Source organism: Streptomyces sp. ISL-12, assembly GCF_018614415.1.
Classification (GTDB): domain Bacteria; phylum Actinomycetota; class Actinomycetes; order Streptomycetales; family Streptomycetaceae; genus Streptomyces.
Map to the genome: position 1 here is coordinate 78,938 of NZ_JAGGOO010000061.1, position 17,818 is coordinate 96,755.

Consider the following 17,818-nt stretch of genomic DNA (forward strand, 5'->3'; position numbering starts at 1 on the left):
AGGAGAGCACATGGGACGTCGTCAAGAGCCGACCGCGCGTCAGGTGCGCCTGGGCCTCGAACTGCGGAAGATGCGCGAGGCGGCAGGGCTGAAGGCGACTGAGGCGGCGAGACTGCTCGGCGTCAGCTCGGTGCAGATGAGTCAGATCGAGTCCGCGATCTCAGGAGTCAGTGAGGCCCGCGTCCGCCGCCTCGCCGGCCACTACTCCTGCGCCGACGAGCAGTTGGTCTCCGCCCTGGTCGCCATGGCGACGGACAGGACGCGCGGCTGGTGGGACGAGTACCGAGGCGACTTGCCCACGCAGTTTCTGGACCTGTCCGAGCTTGAGCACCACGCCCGCTACCGGTGGGACGTGGAGTTCCTGCACGTCCCCGGTCTTCTGCAGACCGAGGACTACGCCCGAGCTCTGTTCTCCTTCGTGAACCCGGAATTCCCGGAGAGCGAGGTGGAGCGCTGGGTGGAGCACCGGATGAGGCGCAGGGTCATCATCGAGCGGTCTCGTCCGACCCCGTACAAGGCCGTGATCCACGAAGGGGCGCTGCGCATCCGGGTCGGTGACCGACGAGCGGCACAGCTCCAGCTGGCCCGCGTCCTGGAGCTGTCGGAGGCCGATCACGTGACCGTGCGGGTGATCCCGTTCGATCTGGACGGCTTCCGCGGGGCCGGCAGCGCCATGGTCTACGCGGGCGGAGCGGTGCCCGAGCTGGACACCGTGGTCCGCGACGGACCCAACGGCCCGGTCTACTTCGACGCCGAGGCTCAACTCCACCGGTACCGAACACTGTTTCGTAGAGTTGAGGCCATGTCGCTCGACCCCGAGCGCTCGCGTGAGTTCATCCGCAGGCTGGCGAAGGAGCTGTGAGGGCATGACGGTCCCTGATGTCTGGCAGAAGTCGTCCTACTCCGGAGGCGGTCAGGGCGACGCCTGCGTGGAAGTCGCCCGCCGCCCCGCCCGCATATCCGTCCGTGACTCGAAGGTCCCCGACCGAGGCGTTCTCACCTTCCCGGGCCCCGCGTTCGCCGCCTTCATCGACGCGTTGAAGAAGAACTGAACCGCCCGCCGGTCACCCCACCGGCTCCGCCGCCGGGCCCACCAGTTCCGTCAGCACGTCCTCCATCGTCACGAAGCCGAGGACCGTGCCCGTCTCCCCCGTCACCGCCGCCAGGTGGCTGCCGGTGGCGCGCAGGGCGGTGAGGGTGTCGTCCAGCGGGGTGTCGATGCGGACGCGGGTGACCGGGTGCAGTGCCGTGCGCGGGAACGGGCGGTCGCGGTCGGTCAGGCCCAGGGTGTCCTTGATGTGGAGGTAGCCGAGCAGCGTGCCGCTGGGGCCGCTGACCGGGAAGCGGGAGTAGCCCGCCTCGGCGGCCAGCCGCTCCAGCTCGGCCGGGGTGACGGTGTGGGTGACGGTACGCATCTGCTGCGGCGGGACGAGGATCTCGCCGACCGGGCGGGTGCCCAGTTCCAGCGCGTCGCGCAGCCGTTCGCCGTCGGCCGGGGCGAGCAGCCCGGCCTCGCTGGCGTCGTCCACCATGCGGGCCAGCTGGTCGTCGGTGAAGACGGCCTCGACCTCGTCCTTCGGCTCGACCTTGAGCAGCTTCAGCAGGGTGTTGGCGAAGGCGTTGATGCCGAAGATCACCGGCTTGAGCGCCCGGGTGAGGGCGACCAGCGGCGGGCCGAGGACCATCGCGGTGGCGGCCGGGGCGGCCAGCGCGATGTTCTTCGGGATCATCTCGCCGATCAGCATGTGCGCGTACGTGGCGAGCGTCAGGGCGATCGCGAAGGCGATGGGGTGGACCAGCGCGTGCGGGACGTGCACCGCCTCGAAGGCGGGCTCCAGCAGGTGCGCGATGGCCGGTTCGGCGACCGCGCCCAGCACCAGCGAGGAGACGGTGATGCCGAGCTGGGCCGTGGCCAGCAGCGCGGAGATGTGCTCCAGGCCCCACAGCGTCATCCGGGCCCGCTTGTCGCCCTCCTGGGCACGCGGCTCGATCTGGCTGCGCCGCACGGAGATCAGGGCGAACTCGCCGCCCACGAAGAACGCGTTGGTCACCAGCGTCAGGGCGCCGATGAGCAGCTGGACGACGGTCATCGGACGGCCTCCGTACGGTCCTGGCGGTCCTGGCGGTCCTGCCGCTGCTCTTGCCGCTGATCCTGGCGCTGTTCCTGGCGCCGCTCCTGGCGCTGTTCCTGCGCGGGTACGGCCGGCGGCGCGGTGATGCGCAGCCGGTCGGCGCGGTGGTGGTCGACGCCGAGGACGTCCAGCCGCCAGCCGTCCAGCTCCACGGCGTCGCCCTTGGCGGGGATGCGCGTGAGATGCGTGGCGACCAGTCCGGCCAGGGTCTCGTAGGGACCCTCCGGCGCGGTCAGGCCGATCGTGGCGAGCTGGTCGATGCGGACCGAGCCGTCCGCCTCCCACGCGCCCTCGCCGGCGGGCTGGAGGTCGGGGGCCTCGACGGGGTCGTGCTCGTCGCGGACCTCGCCGACGACCTCCTCGACGATGTCCTCCACCGTGGCCACGCCCGCCGTGCCGCCGTACTCGTCGATGACGACGGCCATGGTGCGGGCGGCGCGCATGCGCTCCAGCAGCCGGTCGGCGGGCAGGCTGTCGGGGACCTGGAGCGGGGCGGTGGCCAGGTCGGTGACCGGGGTGGCCGCCCGCTGCTCCGGCTCCAGGGCCAGTACGTCACGGATGTGGACGGTGCCGATGACCTCGTCCAGGCTGTCGCGGTAGACCGGGAAGCGGGACAGGCCGGTGGCGTGGGACAGGTTGGCGGCGTCCGCGGCGGTGGCGTGCGCCTCCAGGGCCTTGACGTCCACGCGGGGCGTCATCACGTTCTCCGCGGTCAGCTCGCTCAGGTGCAGGGTGCGCACGAACAGCTCGGCCGAGTCGGCCTCCAGGGCGCCCTCCGCGGCCGAGTGCCGGGCCAGGGCGACCAGTTCCTCGGGGCTGCGGGCGGAGGCCAGCTCCTCGGCGGGCTCCAGGCCGAAGCGGCGTACGAAGCGGTTCGCGGTGTTGTTCAGGTGGCTGATGAACGGGCCGAAGGCGGCCGTGAAGCCGCGCTGCGGCGTGGCCACCACCTTGGCCACGGCCAGCGGCCGGGAGATCGCCCAGTTCTTGGGGACCAGCTCGCCGACGACCATCAGCACGACCGTGGAGACGGCCACGCCGAGCACGGTCGCCACGGTGGACGCTGCGCCGCCCAGGCCGATCGCCTCCAGCGGGCCGCGCAGCAGCGCGGCGAGCGACGGCTCGGCGAGCATGCCGATGACCAGGGAGGTGACGGTGATGCCGAGCTGGGCGCCGGAGAGCTGGAGGGTCAGGCGGCGTACGGCCTTCAGGGCGCCGTCGGCGCCGCGCTCGCCGTTCTCGGCGGCGCGCTCCAGGTCACCGCGCTCGACGGTGGTGAGGGAGAACTCGGCCGCGACGAAGACGGCGCAGAGCAGGGTGAGGAGAACGGCCAGCAGGAGCAGCAGGACCTCGGTCACCGCGCCACCCCCGCTCCCATGAGGTCCGCGGTGCTGTCACCGGGAGTATGGCTACGGCCGGTACTGGGAGGTTCCATTACGGAACGGGGCTCCTTTTACAGGTATTGGGGGGATGGTCGTGACCCATGGTAAAGGACGGGCAAAGCCTGGCGAGGCTCTACTCGACTGTAGAGAACGGTCCGGTGGGCCCGCTTGTTCCCCGGCATTCCCTGGTAGCTTCTACATCACTGTAGAGGAATGGAGTGCTCATGGCCCTGTGGGACCGCCTCAAGGAGTCGGCGTCGCAGATGCAGACCCAGCTCGTGGCGAAGAAGAACGACCTGAAGAGCGGCGCCTTCCGCGACGCGAGCATGGCCATGTGCGCCTTGGTCGCGGCGGCCGACAGTACCGTCGACCCGGCCGAGCGGCAGCGGGTGGCCCAGCTCATCGCCACCAACGACGTGCTCCAGAACTTCCCCGCCGACGACCTGCGCCGACGCTTCGAGCAGAACCTGGACAAGTTGACGGCCGACTTCGCGTTCGGCAAGGTCAGCGTGTTGCAGGAGATCGCCAAGGCGAAGAAGAAGCCCGCCGAGGCCCGCGCGGTGGTCCAGATCGGCATCGTCATCGGCGGCGCCGACGGGGACTTCGACAAGGACGAGCAGGCGGTGGTGCGGGAGGCGTGCTACGCCCTCGACCTGCCGCCGCACGAGTTCGATCTCTGACCGGCCGGACCCAGGAAACAGGGGGCGCAGTGTTCGGACTGAGCGAACTGGCGATCATCCTCATCGTCGTCGCCGTCGTCGTGGGCGTGAAGAAGCTGCCGGAACTGACCCGCTCGGCGGGCAAGTCCGCGCGCATCCTCAAGGCCGAGGCGCGGGCGATGAAGGAGAGCGGGCCGCCGGGTGAACCGAAGGTGATCCGGGGCGAGGCGATCCGCAAGGACGCGCCGGGGAACGGCGGGGGCTGACGAAGGAGCGCCCCCTTACCCGTCGTTGTCCCGCCACCGCCCCCCGGCCGGGGCCGCGTCGAACCGGGTGGCCGAGGAGCCGTTGCCGCCGAAGTCGTTGCCACAGACCCGGCCGCCCGCCCAGACCGCGTCCTCGGTGATCCACAGGGCGTGCGTCTGGGTGCGCGGGTGTCCGTCGTCGCGGACGCGGTTGCCGTGTACGCAGGGATGGGCGACGGGCGCGGCGACGGTGAGGCCGGCCCGGGGAGCGGGGGCTTCGGGAAGCTCGTAGGCGGAGCCGTCGGCGGGGGTGCCGTCGGGCCAGGCGGTGGGCGCGCCCGGCCGGGCGGGGGCGAGGGTCAGCTCCGTCGCGGTGTTGCCCGTGACGAGGGCGGCGGTGCTCCCCACCGTGACCCGCTTCCCCAGGTGGCCGTCCGGCGGCCAGTCGGCGCCGTCGTCGGTCAGGGACAGCGGCCCGTACCGCACGCCCGCGCCGGCTCCGGACGCCGCCGGGGCGGCCCGGCGGCCGTTGTCGCGGACGCGGTTGCCGAGGAAGGCCGGTTCGCGCAGCGCGGCGTCGACGCGGACGCCGTCCAGGCCGTTGCCGCGGATCTCGTTCGACTCCAGCACGATGTCGGTGGCGGGCTCCTGGTCGCCGCCGGCCAGGTTGTGCTGCCAGTACCCGTACCGCCCGTTGCCGCTGATCCGGTTGGAGCGGAACGCGTACGGCCCCGGGGTGTTGCCCAGCGCGACACCGTCCTGGACGTTGCCGTCGACGACACACCCGGTGACGATGCCGCCCCGCCCGCCGACGCTCGTCGTCCCCTGCGCGGACACGTCGAACCCGGCGACGTGGTTGCCGACCATCACGCACCCGGTGACCAGCAGCCCGTCGGCGCCCCAGTCGGAGATGCCGTAGCGGTTGTCCTCGGTGTGGCAGGCGGTGACGCGGATGCCGCGGGGCGGGGTCCAGTGGTCCTGCTGGAGTTCGAAGAAGATCCCGTTGGTGCCGTTGCCGGTGGCGGTGCAGTCGGTCACGGCGAGCCGCTCGACCGGCCCCCACCCCCCGATGCCGATCCCGATCCCGGCGCCGCCCATCCCCTCCCCCGGGTCCTGCCGCCCGCACCGCTCGACGAGGAGCCCCTCGACGACGGTGTCCTGGAGGAAGTCGCAGCCGAATCCGGTGGCGGCGGTGTCGTGGATGTACAGGTCGCTGAAGCGCGCCCGCCGCACGTACTGGAGCCCGAGCCCCTTGGCGAGCACCTCGTACTCCTCCGTGCGCACCCCCGACCCGTCGATCTCGAAGTGGGCGAAGGTGAGGTCGGCGAGGTGGTTGCCGGGACCGGCGCCGTGCTGGGCGGCGGTGAACCAGGCCAGCGGCACCGGCGTCGTCGGCGCCCCGGGATTGCGCAGCACGAAACAGGTGGCCCCGCGCCCCGCCCCCACCAGCGAGACACCGCTGCGCCACACCACCGCCCGGTCCTGGACGACGTACCGCCCGGCGGGGACGTACACGGTGCGCGGCCGTCCGTCGGCGGCGACGGCGTCACCGAGCGTGTCCACGAGCTGCCGCAACGCCGGCCCGTCGTCGGCCGAGCCGTCTCCGACGAGGCCGTACGCGCGGGCGTCGGCCGTGAGCGGCACAGTCAGGACACTCATGAGGGTCTCTCCTTCCACCGCCGCCCGGGTACCAGCGCTCCGCCCTTCCCAACCCCGGCACACAATCCCGACTTTCTATCGCTTTTGACCCCCTATGGGGCGATAATCACACCATGAGTACGGCAACGTATGAACTGCTGGCCGCCACGCAGCACACGCTCAACATGACCGCGGCCTTCCTCGGCGGGCTGGTGATCGCCGGCGCGCTGATCTGGGCCGTACGCGTCGGCATGCGCGTCATGGACCGGGACACCAGCCACCCGCGCCCCGACGAACAGCCCAGGCTTCCGCTCACCGGTCCGGTGCACGAGGAACGGGAGATGCGGGAACCGGACGACGTGCCCGTGATGGCCGACGGAGGCGCGCGGCTCATGCCGTACGAACTCCACCCCGCGAGCACCCGCCGGGGCAAGGACCAGAACCGGCGCCGCTGGCTGCCCGGCTCCACGGGCTCCTTCGGCGGCGGCGGCCTGCCACGCGGTCTGTGAGCAGTAGCGTCGCTCTTGTCATCGCCCCGCTCTGATGAGCGGGGCGATGACGAATCGGCGCCGACTGTTGGCGTTTTCTGCCGGCAGAGGTGGACCGGGCGGTACGGAGTCCGGCGAGCAACGGCACCACCGATGTCCCGGGCGGCAAGGTGAGGCTGGGCGGTCTCGGTGGCCCGGCAGCCCGGCCGCGCCGGTGTGCTCCTCACCTACGAGGGCCAGGGGCACGGCAGCGTCACCAGCGGCCCGTGCGGGGTGGACGCCGTGGACGGCCACCTCGCCGGCCTGGCCGTACCACCGCGCGGTACACACGGCCCCGCCGTACCGTCCTGACCCTCGCGACCGGCGGTGAGGATCGGCCGGACCGCCCCTACAGCGCCAGCCACACCGTCGTGTCCGGCCCCAGCCGGCCGTCCACCAGGGGCGCGCTGCTCAGCAGCACCTCGCCCGCCGGGAGGTCCACCACCCGGCCGGAGAGGTTGGCGACGCAGCGCCAGCCGGGTGAGCGGTCGAAGCGCAGGACGCCCGGCGGGACGTCGTCCGACCAGGTCAGGGTCTCGCCGTCGAGGAGCTTGCGGCGCAGGCGCAGGGCCGTACGGTACAGCTCCAGGGTCGAGCCCTCGACCCCGTCCTGGGCCTGGACGGCGTACGTCGCGAAGGACGGCGGCTGCGGCAGCCAGGCACCGGCCGCGCCGAAGCCGTACGACGGGCCGTCCGTCGTCCACGGCAGCGGCACCCGGCATCCGTCGCGGCCCTTGCGGACGTGCCCGGTCTGCTCCCAGATCGGGTCCTGGAGGACCTCGGTGGGCAGGTCGGCGACCTCGGGCAGGCCCAGTTCCTCGCCCTGGTAGAGGTACGCCGAGCCGGGCAGCGCCAGCATCAGCAGGTTCGCGGCACGGGCGCGGCGCAGGCCGGCCGCCTCGTCGAGGGCGGGGGCGGTGCCGCCGGACAGCAGCCAGGCGTCGGGGTCGGTGCCGGGCGGGAGCATCAGCCGGGAGACGGGGCGGACCACGTCGTGGTTGGCCAGCACCCAGGTGGCGGAGGCCCCGGCGGCGGCCGCGTCGGCGAGCGAGCTCTCGATGACCTCGCGCAGCTCGGCGGCGTCCCAGGGGGCCTTCAGGTATTCGAAGTTGAACGCCTGCCCCAGCTCGTCCGGGCGGGCGTACAGCGCGCGCCGGGCGCCCGGCACCCACGCCTCGGCGACCGCCATCCGGGGCGGGGTGTAGGCGTCGAGGATCTTGCGCCAGTCGCGGTAGATCTCGTGGACGTCGTCCCGGTCGTAGAAGGGGTGGGTGCCGGGCTCGAACTCGCCGAGCGCCGCCTCGTCGCTCAGCTCGGGGGCGCCGAGGTCGCGCAGCGGTTCGGTGAGGTCCTTGGCGAGGGCGTGGGCGACATCGACCCGGAAGCCGTCGACGCCCCGGTCCGACCAGAACTTGAGGGTGGTGCGGAAGTCGGCCCGGACCTGCTCGTTCTCCCAGTTCAGGTCGGGCTGCTGGGGAGCGAAGAGGTGCAGGTACCACTGCCCGTCGGGCACCCGCCGCCAGGCGCTGCCGCCGAAGACGGACTGCCAGTCCGTGGGCGGCAGTTCGCCGTGCTCGCCGCGTCCGTCGCGGAAGACGTACCGGTCGCGGGCGGCCGAGCCGGGCCCGGACTCCAACGCCTCGCGGAACCAGGCGTGGCGGTGCGAGGTGTGGTTGGGGACGAGGTCGACGATGACCTTCAGGCCGAGGCGGTGCGCCTCGGCGGTCAGCGCGTCGAAGTCGTCCAGGGTGCCCAGGCGGGGGTCGACGTCCCGGTAGTCGTCGACGTCGTAGCCGCCGTCGGCCAGCTCGGACGGGTAGAAGGGGCTCAGCCACAGCGCGTCCACGCCGAGCGCGGCCAGATGGGTGAGGCGCTGGGTGATGCCCCTGAGGTCACCGAGGCCGTCCCCGTCGGCGTCGGCGAAGCTGCGCGGATAGATCTGGTAGATGACGGCCTGCCGCCACCAGTTGGGGTCCTGGGACGACAGGTCGGGGGTGCCGGATGCGGTGCGTACGGTCACTCGGTTCCCTTCGCGGTGCGTGCGGGCGACACGAGTAGGTCTGTCCACATCGCCGGAAAGGTGAACATCCGGGTACCCGGGGTGCCGCGGCGTCGGCGCTCACTGGCGGGTCCTGGCACGCCCCCGTCTGCCGGTGCCACGCGACGGCGCCGACCGGTCCTGCCCCTGTGCCGCCCGTTCGGCCCGGCACACGGCCAGTCCCTGCCTGCTGGCCCGGGTGTCGGGGTGATCGGGACCGAGGACACGGTGCCGCTGCGCGAGTACGTGCTCGTACCTGTCCGCCGCCGCGGCATGGTCGCCCGCGTTGTGCAGGGCCTGGGCGATGTGGTGGCCGCTGAGCAGTGTGTAGGGGTGGTCGGGGCCCATGACGCGGGTGCGGTCGGCCAGTACGCGTTCGTGCAGGGCCAGGGCGCGCGCGTGCTCGCCGCACCGGCTGAGCGCCTCGGCCACATGGCTCCGGCTGGCGAGTGTGTCCCGGTGGTCGGGGCCCAGGAGCCGGAGCCGGTCGGCGAGGAGCTGTTCGTGCAGGGTGACGGCCAGCCGGTGGTCGCCCCGGCCGCCGATGGCGTTCGCGAGGTTCTGTCTGCTGACCAGGGTGTGCCGGTGGTCCGGGCCCAGCACCCTGAGCCGGTCGGCGAGGGTGCGCTCGTGCAGCGCCTCGGCCTCCTCGTAGGCGCCCAGCAGCTCACAGACGAAACCCACGTTGTTCCGGCTCACCAGGGTGTCGGGGTGGTCGGGCCCGAGCACGCGGTCGCGCAGCGCGAGCACCGACCGGTGGGCGGCGAGTGCCTGGGTGTGGTGACCGAGGCTGAGCACGCTGTTCGCGACGTGGTTGCGCGACAGTAGCGTGTCGGGGTGTTCCGGCCCCAGCACCTGCTCGCGCCGGTCGAGCACGGCCTGGCGCAGCACCAGTTGGAGGGCGTAGTCGCCCGAGTCACCGAGGACGTCCCCGAGCCGGTCGATGGTCGCTGCCGCCGCCACCAGCGGGATCGTCCCCGGTACCGACAGCAGTGACGGCACGTGCGGCGCCAGCAGACGCGCCGTGGGCCAGCCGGGCAGTCCCTCGGGCAGCTCCGCCACCGCCGTGGTGAGGGCGTCCACCTGGGCGCGGGTACGGCGATCGGGGTCCGCGTGGGGCTCCGTCCCCAGCGCGAGGGCGCTCATCTCGCGCACCAGCGGATGGAGCAGGACCGAGCCCGGTACCTCGGACTCGGTGCCGAGCAGCCCGTAGCGCTCCAGTCCGGACAGCGCGCGGTCGACCTCGCCGGCGCTCACCGGCCGGCCCACGGCCGTGGTCATCAGCCGGTCGGTGACAAGGACGGGCGGTACGGCGGCGGGGCCGTAGAGGGCCAGCTGGCGCAGCAGGGGGCGGGCCAGCGGCAGGCCCTCGCTGTCGAGCTGGTCGAGGGAGAGCTCCCAGGTGTGGCGCAGGAACGTGCGGGCCACGGCCGGGTCCCGGGCACCCGGCGGGTCCGCGCCGATGAGCAGCTCCGCCTCCCGGTCCAGGGCCTCCCGATAGGCGGTGAAGTCACGGTGCCGGCTCGTCGCGGCCCCCAGGTAGCGGCTCGCGGCCTGGAGCGCCAGGGGCAGGCCGCCGAGCCGGGCGGCCAGGGCCTCGGCTTCCTCGCGGCTGCCCGCGCCCGGAGCGGCGTCCAGCAGGACCCGGCCCCCGGAGACGGTGTCCAGAGGACCGAGCCGGAGCAGGTCCGCGGCCGGGCCCCATGTCTCCCCGCTGGTGTCGCGGCTGGTCACCAGCAGCAGCCCGCGTCCGTCCGGCCGGATCCAGCCCCGGTAGTGGGCGACGGGCTCGTCGGCGCCGCCCAGACGGGCCGTCTCGTCGGCGTTGTCGACCACCACGAGCCACTTGCGGCGACCGGCCAGGTACCGCCACACGGCGTCCGGCAGGCTGTCGTGCCCGGAACGCGCGGCCCGTACGCTCTCCTGCGGCATGCCGCAGGCCATCGCGGCCCGCACCAGGTCGTCGGCGAGCGTGTCGGGGTCGCGCCACCGGATCCAGAAGACGGACCAGCCGTCGGCTTCCGCCCGCGCCGCCACGGAGGCGGCCAGGGCCGTCTTGCCCACTCCGCCCGCCCCGCACACGACCGCGTACCTCCCCCGCGGGTCCCGCAGCAGAGCGGACAGCCGCTCCCGCTCCGTCTCGCGTCCGCGCAGGTGCCGGTCGGTACGGGGCGGTCGCAGCGATGTGGCCGTGCCCGCGGCGACCGGCGCGGTGGGCGGGTCGGTGAGCGCGGGGGACGCGTCCGGGCCGGTGCCGCCGCGTTCGAGCGGGGCGAGGGGGACGAACGTACCGAGCACCCCGCCCAGTACGCACAGCAGTCCGAACAGCGGCCAGGCGACCCACGGCTGCCCGGACCAGTCGAGGAGCGAGGCACCCAGGTGCTCCGTCACCGGTGCGAGCACCCCTGCCAGCAGAGCGCCCAGGACGGCACCCGCCGCTCCCCGTCCCCGTCTCACCCGGCCCCGTCTCACCTGTCACCCCCGTGGATGGTGGTCACCCGGGCACCGCCGCACTCCGCGGCCGAGCCCGGACGAGCCGTCAGGGGCACGATAGACGTGGCGGCACCGGCAGCCAATGGGCCCGCCCGGTCCGACGACGCGGTGATCGCCGGGCGCGGCCCCTCAGGGGCCTTCGACCGCCTCCAGATACAGGGCCACATACCGTTCCACGTCCACCTCCAGGGCCACGTCGACCAGCGGCTGCTCGCGCGCGTCGCCGTGGAGTTCGGACTCGCCGGGGCGGGCGCGGCGGTCCACCAGGGTCTGGCCGCGGGCCGGGCCCGGGGAGAGGACCACCTCGACCGGGAGGCGGTGGGTGGTCAGGCCCGCCGGGTCGATCACCGCGCAGACCGCGCCCGCGTCGCCGAGGCCGCCGCCGGGGTCCGCCTCGTCGGTGGCGGGGCCGCGGTGGGTGAGCAGGGCGCCGGCGAGGCGGGTGCCGGGGTCGGTGCTCGCGCGCAGGCGGCGGACGTCCGCGCCGGGGACGACGACCCGCTCGAACACGTCCAGGCCGTACATGGTGATCGGCACGCCGGCGGTGAGCAGGATCGCCGCCGCCTCGGGGTCGTGCCAGACGTTGAACTCGGCGACCGGCGTCGCGTTGCCGGTGGCCACCGCGCCGCCCATGAAGACGATCCGCTCGATGTTGCGGGTGACCTCGGGGTGGGTGCGCAGCAGCAGGGCGATGTTGGTGGCGGGCGCGGTGGGGATCAGGGTGACCGGGCGGGGGGAGGCGAGGATCTCCCGGCGGAGGAGGGAGACGGCGTCCGTGTCGACCGGGGTGCGGGTGGGGGCCGGCAGGCCCAGGTCGCCCATGCCGTCGTGGCCGTGGACGTGCCGGGCGGTGCGCACCGCCTCGATCAGCGGGCGCTCGGCGCCGCGGGCGACGGGGATGCCGGGGGCGCCGGCCTGTTCCAGGACGGTCAGGGTGTTGCGTACGACGCCGTCGACGTCCGTGTTGCCGGCCACGCAGGTCACCGCGCGCAGGTCGAGGCGCGGATGGCGGACCGCCAGCAGCAGGGCGAGGGCGTCGTCGATCCCGGTGTCGCAGTCGATGATCACCGGGATGGGCGTCGGTCGCTGCGGGTCGGTCGGCACGGTGCGGGCTCCTTCGGCGCGACGGGGCTGTGGCGGACTTCGGGGCCCGACCTTACGCGGGGGCACGGGGGCCGACGGCGGGACCGGGGGCCGGGGGCGGGACCGGGCCGGGGAACCGGGGGCGGGACCGGGCCAAGGCCGGGAGCCAACGGCAGGACCGGGCCAGCGGCGGACCGGAAACCGGCGGCGAGGCCGGAGACCCGGCGGCGGAACCGAGCCAGGACCGGAAACCGGCGGCGAGGCCGGAGACCCGGCGGCGGAACCGAGCCAGGACCGGAAACCGGCGGCGAGGCCGGAGACCCGGCGGCGGAACCGAGCCAGGACCGGGAGCCAACGGCAGGACCGGGCCAGCGGCGGACCGGAAACCGGCGGCGAGGCCGGAGACCCGGCGGCGGAACCGAGCCAGGACCGGAAACCGGTGGCGAGGCCGGGGAATCGGGGGCGGCCGAAACCGGAGACCGGGGGCGGGACCGAGCCAGGACCGGAGACCGGGGGCGGGACCGAGCCAGGACCGGAGACCGGGGGCGGGGCCGGAGACCGGGGGGCCGGGGCGGCCTACTCGTCCGGGTTCAGGCGCCGGCGGTGGGTGATCACGTCCTGGGCCGCCTCCTGGACCGTACGGCCCCGGGCGAACGCGTCGCCGCGCAGGCGGGCCAGGGCCTCGTCGGAGCCGACGCCGAGCTGGGCCATGATCATGCCGACCGCCTGGTGGATCCGGTCGTGGCCGGTGGCCAGGCCGTTCAGCCAGGAAAGGCCGCCAGGAGGGTCGTCGTCGTCCTCCTCGTGCGGCAGCGCCATCAGGGCCATGGTCATCACGCCCGCGACCAGCCGCGCCGTCCGCAGTTCCTCGACGCTGAGCCCGCCGGGGGTGTCCCGGTAGAGGTCGAGGGTGCCGAGGCACACCGAGTCGCTGCCCAGCGGCAGCGCGTACACCGCGCGGACCCCGGCCGCCGCCGCCTGCTGGGCGTAGACGGGCCAACGGGCCGCCTCCGGATCGGCCGTCACGTCGCGTACGAGCACCGGGGCGCCGGTCTCCGCCGCGTGGACGCAGGGCCCGTCACCCAGGGTGGCCTGGATCTCCGCCACCCGGCCGGCCCGCTCACCGCTGGCGCACAGCGGCACCGGTACACCGTCGCTGCGCAGCGACGCGCTGGCCCCGGACAACGGCAGCAGCCGGACCACGACCTCGCACAGCCGGGCCGGCACCTCGCCGGGCGGGGCGTCACCGACGCTCTCCGCGATCAGGTCGGCGACCCGGCCCGCGTCCGTTCGCCGAAGCCGCTCGGGCCGCTCGGGCCGCTCGGGCCGGTCGGCGGGCCCCTGGGAATCGTCGCTGGGCGACACGCCACCGCCTCCTTCACCGACCCGGAAGGCCACCTCGGCAGCGCCCGACTACCCGTGGCCGACCAGGCGAAACCGTGCTCGCCCCGCTCGCCGTTCTTGCAAGACCCCTTGCCATATCGGCATGCTGGCGGCCATGAGCAGCACCGGCAGGGACACCGGCACCGCCAAACAGGACCGGCTCGCCGCCGTCGGGCCACGGCTGCGTGAGCTGCGGCGCCGGCGGGGCCTGACACTGGCCCGGCTCGCCGAGGAGACCGGCGTCAACGCGAGCACGCTCTCCCGCCTGGAGGGCGGCACCCGCAAGCCGACCCTGGAGATCCTGCTGCCGCTGGCCGAGGTGTACGCCGTCCCCCTCGACGAACTCGTCGGCGCCCCGCCCGTCGGCGACCCCCGCATCCACCTCAAGCCGGTCACCCGCGACGGCATGACCTACGTACCGCTCAGCCGCCCCGGCGGCACGCAGGCGCACAAGCTGCTGATCCCGCCCCGGCCCGGCACGGAACCCGACCTGAAGACCCACGAGGGCTTCGAATGGGTCTACGTCCTCGCCGGCCGGCTCCGGCTGCTGCTGGGCGACCGGCGCCTGGTGCTCAGGGCGGGCGAGGCGGCCGAGTTCGACACCCACGTCCCGCACTGGCTCGGCCCCGACGACGACCGGACCGTGGAACTCCTCGTCCTGTTCGGCCCCCAGGGCGAGCGCGCCCACCTCCGGGCCCGCACCACCTGACGGGAGGGCAGCGCCGCTACGGCCGTTCGTACGGGTTCGCCGGCTGCGCCACCCGCCGCACCTGTTCCGCGTCCACGACCGGCGGCCATGCCTCCTCCGAGCCGAGCGTCCCCTCGGGGTGCCAGGTGCCGGTGACCGTGACCCAGGCGCCGTCGTCCGGCGCGTCGGCCGCCGCGTCGCCGCGGACCTCGACCTTGCTGGTCGTGGCGTCGGCGGCGCAGCAGGTGACCAGGAGCCGGGTGACGTACCAGGTGCCGTCGTCGTCGCGGGTGACGAAGCCGGTCAGGCGGACGGTACGGCCCTTCAGGGAGCGCCCGCTGTCGTAGATCGCGCGGGACGAGAACTCGGCGAGGGTCAGCTCCACCGGGTCCCCGGACGGCAGCGCGGGGAACGTGCCGACGCCCTGGGCGGCGCGCTGCGCGGCCTCGCGTTCGGCGCTGTAGGTGCCGAGGGCGGGCGGCGGGAAGAGGAGGAGGGCGAGGGCGGGCAGGGTGAGCAGCCAGGCGACGCGGGGGCCGGCCGCGCCGTGGCTGTGGCCGTGGCCGTCGTCATCGTGGCCGTGGCCGTCGTCATCGTGGCCGTGGCCGTGGCCGTCGTCGGGCGCCTCCTGCCGTGGGCGCCGCGCGCACACCGACACCGCCGCCAGCAGCACCAGTACCGCCCCGGACAGGATCAGGCAGGGCCGCAGCCCCTCCTGCACGTACCGCAGGTACAGCTCCGAGAAGAGCGATATCCGCAGCACCGCCGCGCCGGTCAGCGCCAGCAGGACCGCCGGTCCGTACCGCCTCACAGCAGCCACCACCCCACCAGCACACTGCTCGCCACCGCCACCACCCACGTCACCGACGCGAACCGCACCGCGAACGCCCGCCCGAAGGTGCCCGTCTGGAGCGCGATCAGCTTCAGGTCCACCATCGGGCCGACCACCATGAACGCCAGCCGGGCCGTCGGCGAGAACCCGCTCAGCGACGCCGCCACGAACGCGTCCGCCTCGCTGCACACGCACAGCACCACGGCCAGCACCGCGAGCAGCAGCACCGACAGCCAGGCCGAGCCGGTGAAGACGTCCAGCACGGAGCGGGGCACCGCGATGTTGAAGGTGGCCGCCGCCCCGGCGCCCACCACCAGGAAGCCGCCCGCGTGCAGGAAGTCGTGCCGCAGCCCGGTCAGGAAACCCCCGAGGCCGTACGACGATCCGGTCCCCTCCGGCCGCTTCGGCAGCCGCAGCCACTCGTCCTTGCCGAAGCGCGCCCACAGCCAGCCCATCACCACCGCCGCCGCGAGGGAGGCCAGCAGCCGGGCGAGCACCATCGACGGCCGGCCGGGGAAGGCGATGGACGTCGCCACCAGCACGACCGGGTTGATCGCGGGCGCGGAGAGCAGGAAGGCGAGGGCCGCGGCCGGGGCGACCCCGCGCCGCATCAGACTGCCCGCCACCGGCACCGACGCGCACTCGCACCCCGGCAGCACCACGCCCGCCGCGCCCGCGACCGGCACCGCGAGCGCCGGGTTGCGCGGCAGCAGGCGCTTGAAGACCCGGTCGGGCACGAACGCGCCGATCGCCGCCGACACCACCGTGCCGAGCAGCAGGAACGGCACGCCCTGGACGACGACGGCGGTGAACACCGTCCACCAGGCCGCCACCGCCGGGGTGTACAGGTCCAGGGCGACGACCGGGCCGAGCACCGAGACGACGGTGGCGACCGCGATCAGCGCGGCCCCGCCGACGACGGCGTACAGCAGCGCGCGCAGCACGAGCCGCAGGGCGTCGGCCGCCGTCCGCCCGTCCCGGAACCGGTTTTCCATTCGCGCAACCTAACCGAACCCCCTGTGCGGCAGCTCGCACGTCTCACAGAGGAGGCTGTGCGGGCGCGGGGCCCAGGGTGGTCGTCCCGGGGGCCGTACGGTGGCCCAGGCCGGTGCGGTACGCGTCCAGGGCGGCCTCCGTCCGGCCGGTACGGCGCAGCAGGTCGCCCAGCAGCCGGCACAGGTCGGCCAGGTCCCCGGCGGCGCCCGCCCGCTCCAGCAGGCTGAGCGCGCGCACGTAGTGCTCCTCGGCGGCCTCGGTGTCCCGGGCCTCCTCGGCCATGATGCCGAGCAGCCGGTGCGCGCCGGCCGCGTGCACGGCGCCGCGCTCGGAGGTCAGGTCGTCCAGCACGGTGCGCAGCAGGGCCGCGGCCTCCTCGGACTTGCCGCGCCGGCGCAGTACGTCGGCCAGTTCGACGGCGGCCTGGCTGGTGTAGAGGGCGGCGCGCTGGGCGGAGAGCATGTCCAGCGCCTGCCGCAGCTCGGCCTCGGCGTCTTCGAGGCGGCCGTTCTGCGCGTAGACGTACCCGCGCATCCAGTGGCAGTTGGCCAGCTCGGTGCGGAGCTGGAGCGTGCGGTAGAGCTCGGCGGCCTTGGCCAGGGAGGCGTCGGCCTCGGCGAGGCGGCCCTCGGCGACCAGGGTGCGGGCGACGGACCGGTGCATCCGGGCGACCAGCGCCGGGTCGCCGGCCTGCGGGGCCAGCGCGAGGGCCAGTTCGGCGGCCTGCGCGGCGCGGGCGTGCGCGCCCATGTCCATGTACGGGCCGATGGCGCTGGCGTAGAGGAGGAGCAGGGCGTCGGGGTCGTGCAGGCCGGCGCGGTTCAGCTCGTCGAGGGTGGATTCGAGGAGGTAGACGGCGTAGCGCAGCTCTCCGGCGAGGTAGTGGGCCAGCGCCCTGCCGCGCAGGGCCGGGACCCGGGCGGGCAGCGGGGCGCCGGTGTCGGTCAGGCGGCGTTCGGCCCGTTCGAAGTACTCCCGGCCGCGGGTCAGCTCGCCCTGCTCCACCGCGCACTCCCCGAGCCCGAGCAGCGCGGCGGCCTCGATGTCGGTCAGCCCGTGCGCCTCGGCCTCGGTGAGCAGTTCGGCGTAGTTCTCGGCCGCCGCCTCGGTGGCGCCGGTGGCCAGGGTGCGCTGGGCGCCGGTGAGTCTGAGGCGCAGGTCGGTGGCGAGGTGCGGCGGGCGGCCGGTGACCAGTTCCTCGAAGGTGACGCCGAGCCGTCCGGCGATGTGCCGCAGCGCCTCGTCGGAGGGGCGGACGCGGCCGGCCTCCAGGGTGGAGACGTAGGCGGGGGTGTAGGCCGGTTCGGCCAGCTGCCGCTGGGTCAGGCCGCGGTCGGTCCGCAGCCGCTGCACCCGGCGGCCGATGACCGCCGGATCGTCCCGGTCCTCCACTGCAACTCCCCCTGTTCCCCTTGCCGTTCGGCATCCCCGGCCCTAGGTTAAACCGAGAGTTAAGCGTGTTTAACACACCGCCGTACATCGCTGTACCCCTCTCGTCCGACTCCCGTTCCCGTGGACCGCTGCTGCGAGGTCGCCGTGCTCGAACGCCCACGCACCGCCGAGCGCTATGTCCGTGCCGTCGCCGCCGCCGTCGCCGCCACGGCCTGTCTGCTGCTGGCCGCGAACACGGGCGGCCCGGCGGACGACCCGCCGGACACGCCCCGCCCCGCCGCCCCGCGGCTCGACGGGCCGCACACCTGAGGTGTCCTAGGGCCTGTCGTTTGG

Annotated in this window: 18 protein-coding genes; 8 read left to right on the top strand and 10 right to left on the bottom strand. The window is 74.1% G+C overall.

The genetic code is table 11. The features are described from left to right. Positions 1-10 precede the first annotated feature (10 nt). Positions 11-862, top strand: a complete 852-nt coding sequence (locus J7I94_RS17685) for a helix-turn-helix transcriptional regulator (protein ID WP_215168078.1) — start codon at positions 11-13, stop codon at positions 860-862. Between the two features lie 4 nt (positions 863-866). Then, the gene (locus J7I94_RS17690) at positions 867-1,052 is read left to right on the top strand and encodes a DUF397 domain-containing protein (RefSeq protein ID WP_215168079.1); all 186 of its coding nucleotides are present in this window, start codon (positions 867-869) and stop codon (positions 1,050-1,052) included. Between the two features lie 12 nt (positions 1,053-1,064). On the opposite strand, the gene J7I94_RS17695 is transcribed toward J7I94_RS17690, so the two are convergent. Both J7I94_RS17695 and J7I94_RS17700 read right to left on the bottom strand, forming a co-directional pair. Next, a complete protein-coding gene (locus J7I94_RS17695) occupies positions 1,065-2,090 on the bottom strand; it encodes a hemolysin family protein (RefSeq protein WP_215168080.1) in 1,026 nt (341 codons plus the stop codon). Continuing rightward, on the bottom strand, positions 2,087-3,487 hold the full coding sequence (locus J7I94_RS17700; protein ID WP_308114599.1) for a hemolysin family protein: 1,401 nt from the start codon (positions 3,485-3,487) through the stop codon (positions 2,087-2,089). The genes J7I94_RS17695 and J7I94_RS17700 overlap by 4 nt, the downstream gene beginning before the upstream one ends. A gap of 248 nt (positions 3,488-3,735) precedes the next feature. Here J7I94_RS17700 and J7I94_RS17705 point away from each other — a divergent pair, with 248 nt between their 5' ends. Together J7I94_RS17705 and J7I94_RS17710 are read left to right on the top strand one after the other, a co-directional pair. Next, positions 3,736-4,191: a tellurite resistance TerB family protein gene (locus J7I94_RS17705; protein ID WP_215168081.1), complete on the top strand. Its 456-nt coding sequence runs from the start codon at positions 3,736-3,738 to the stop codon at positions 4,189-4,191. Positions 4,192-4,220: 29 nt separating this feature from the next. After that, the gene (locus tag J7I94_RS17710; protein ID WP_215168082.1) at positions 4,221-4,436 is read left to right on the top strand and encodes a twin-arginine translocase TatA/TatE family subunit; all 216 of its coding nucleotides are present in this window, start codon (positions 4,221-4,223) and stop codon (positions 4,434-4,436) included. A gap of 15 nt (positions 4,437-4,451) precedes the next feature. Here the strand turns inward: J7I94_RS17710 and J7I94_RS17715 are convergent, their stop codons facing one another. After that, a complete protein-coding gene (locus J7I94_RS17715; RefSeq protein WP_251075301.1) occupies positions 4,452-6,074 on the bottom strand; it encodes a right-handed parallel beta-helix repeat-containing protein in 1,623 nt (540 codons plus the stop codon). Positions 6,075-6,187: 113 nt separating this feature from the next. Between J7I94_RS17715 and J7I94_RS17720 the strand changes: the two genes are divergently transcribed. Both J7I94_RS17720 and J7I94_RS17725 read left to right on the top strand, forming a co-directional pair. Beyond that, the gene (locus tag J7I94_RS17720; RefSeq protein ID WP_215168083.1) at positions 6,188-6,562 is read left to right on the top strand and encodes a DUF6479 family protein; all 375 of its coding nucleotides are present in this window, start codon (positions 6,188-6,190) and stop codon (positions 6,560-6,562) included. 168 nt (positions 6,563-6,730) lie between these two features. Beyond that, a complete protein-coding gene (locus J7I94_RS17725) occupies positions 6,731-6,892 on the top strand; it encodes an alpha/beta hydrolase (RefSeq protein WP_308114600.1) in 162 nt (53 codons plus the stop codon). 37 nt (positions 6,893-6,929) lie between these two features. On the opposite strand, the gene J7I94_RS17730 is transcribed toward J7I94_RS17725, so the two are convergent. From J7I94_RS17730 to J7I94_RS17745, 4 genes are all read right to left on the bottom strand, one after another. Further along, complete coding sequence (locus tag J7I94_RS17730) at positions 6,930-8,600, bottom strand: alpha-amylase family glycosyl hydrolase (RefSeq protein ID WP_215168084.1); 1,671 nt, start codon at positions 8,598-8,600, stop codon at positions 6,930-6,932. Positions 8,601-8,699: 99 nt separating this feature from the next. Continuing rightward, positions 8,700-11,009, bottom strand: coding sequence for a tetratricopeptide repeat protein (locus tag J7I94_RS17735; RefSeq protein ID WP_215168085.1), 2,310 nt, complete (start codon positions 11,007-11,009; stop codon positions 8,700-8,702). A 231-nt stretch (positions 11,010-11,240) separates the two neighbouring features. After that, positions 11,241-12,215, bottom strand: coding sequence for a nucleoside hydrolase (locus tag J7I94_RS17740; RefSeq protein ID WP_215168086.1), 975 nt, complete (start codon positions 12,213-12,215; stop codon positions 11,241-11,243). Positions 12,216-12,770: 555 nt separating this feature from the next. Then, the gene (locus J7I94_RS17745) at positions 12,771-13,559 is read right to left on the bottom strand and encodes a GAF and ANTAR domain-containing protein (RefSeq protein WP_215168087.1); all 789 of its coding nucleotides are present in this window, start codon (positions 13,557-13,559) and stop codon (positions 12,771-12,773) included. Between the two features lie 133 nt (positions 13,560-13,692). Between J7I94_RS17745 and J7I94_RS17750 the strand changes: the two genes are divergently transcribed. Continuing rightward, positions 13,693-14,286, top strand: a complete 594-nt coding sequence (locus J7I94_RS17750) for a helix-turn-helix domain-containing protein (protein WP_215168088.1) — start codon at positions 13,693-13,695, stop codon at positions 14,284-14,286. Between the two features lie 16 nt (positions 14,287-14,302). On the opposite strand, the gene J7I94_RS17755 is transcribed toward J7I94_RS17750, so the two are convergent. From J7I94_RS17755 to J7I94_RS17765, 3 genes are read right to left on the bottom strand one after another with little or no spacing between them, the layout of a single operon-like run. Then, positions 14,303-15,076 (bottom strand): TIGR03943 family protein, encoded by a 774-nt coding sequence (locus J7I94_RS17755; RefSeq protein WP_215168101.1) that lies wholly within the window; start codon positions 15,074-15,076, stop codon positions 14,303-14,305. After that, entirely contained in the window at positions 15,073-16,092 is a 1,020-nt protein-coding gene (locus J7I94_RS17760) for a permease (RefSeq protein ID WP_215168089.1), read from the bottom strand. The genes J7I94_RS17755 and J7I94_RS17760 overlap by 4 nt, the downstream gene beginning before the upstream one ends. Positions 16,093-16,135: 43 nt before the next feature. Beyond that, complete coding sequence (locus J7I94_RS17765) at positions 16,136-17,485, bottom strand: tetratricopeptide repeat protein (RefSeq protein ID WP_215168090.1); 1,350 nt, start codon at positions 17,483-17,485, stop codon at positions 16,136-16,138. 120 nt (positions 17,486-17,605) lie between these two features. On the opposite strand from J7I94_RS17765, the gene J7I94_RS17770 reads away from it, so the two are divergent. Continuing rightward, the gene (locus J7I94_RS17770; RefSeq protein ID WP_215168104.1) at positions 17,606-17,794 is read left to right on the top strand and encodes a hypothetical protein; all 189 of its coding nucleotides are present in this window, start codon (positions 17,606-17,608) and stop codon (positions 17,792-17,794) included. Positions 17,795-17,818: the final 24 nt, after the last annotated feature.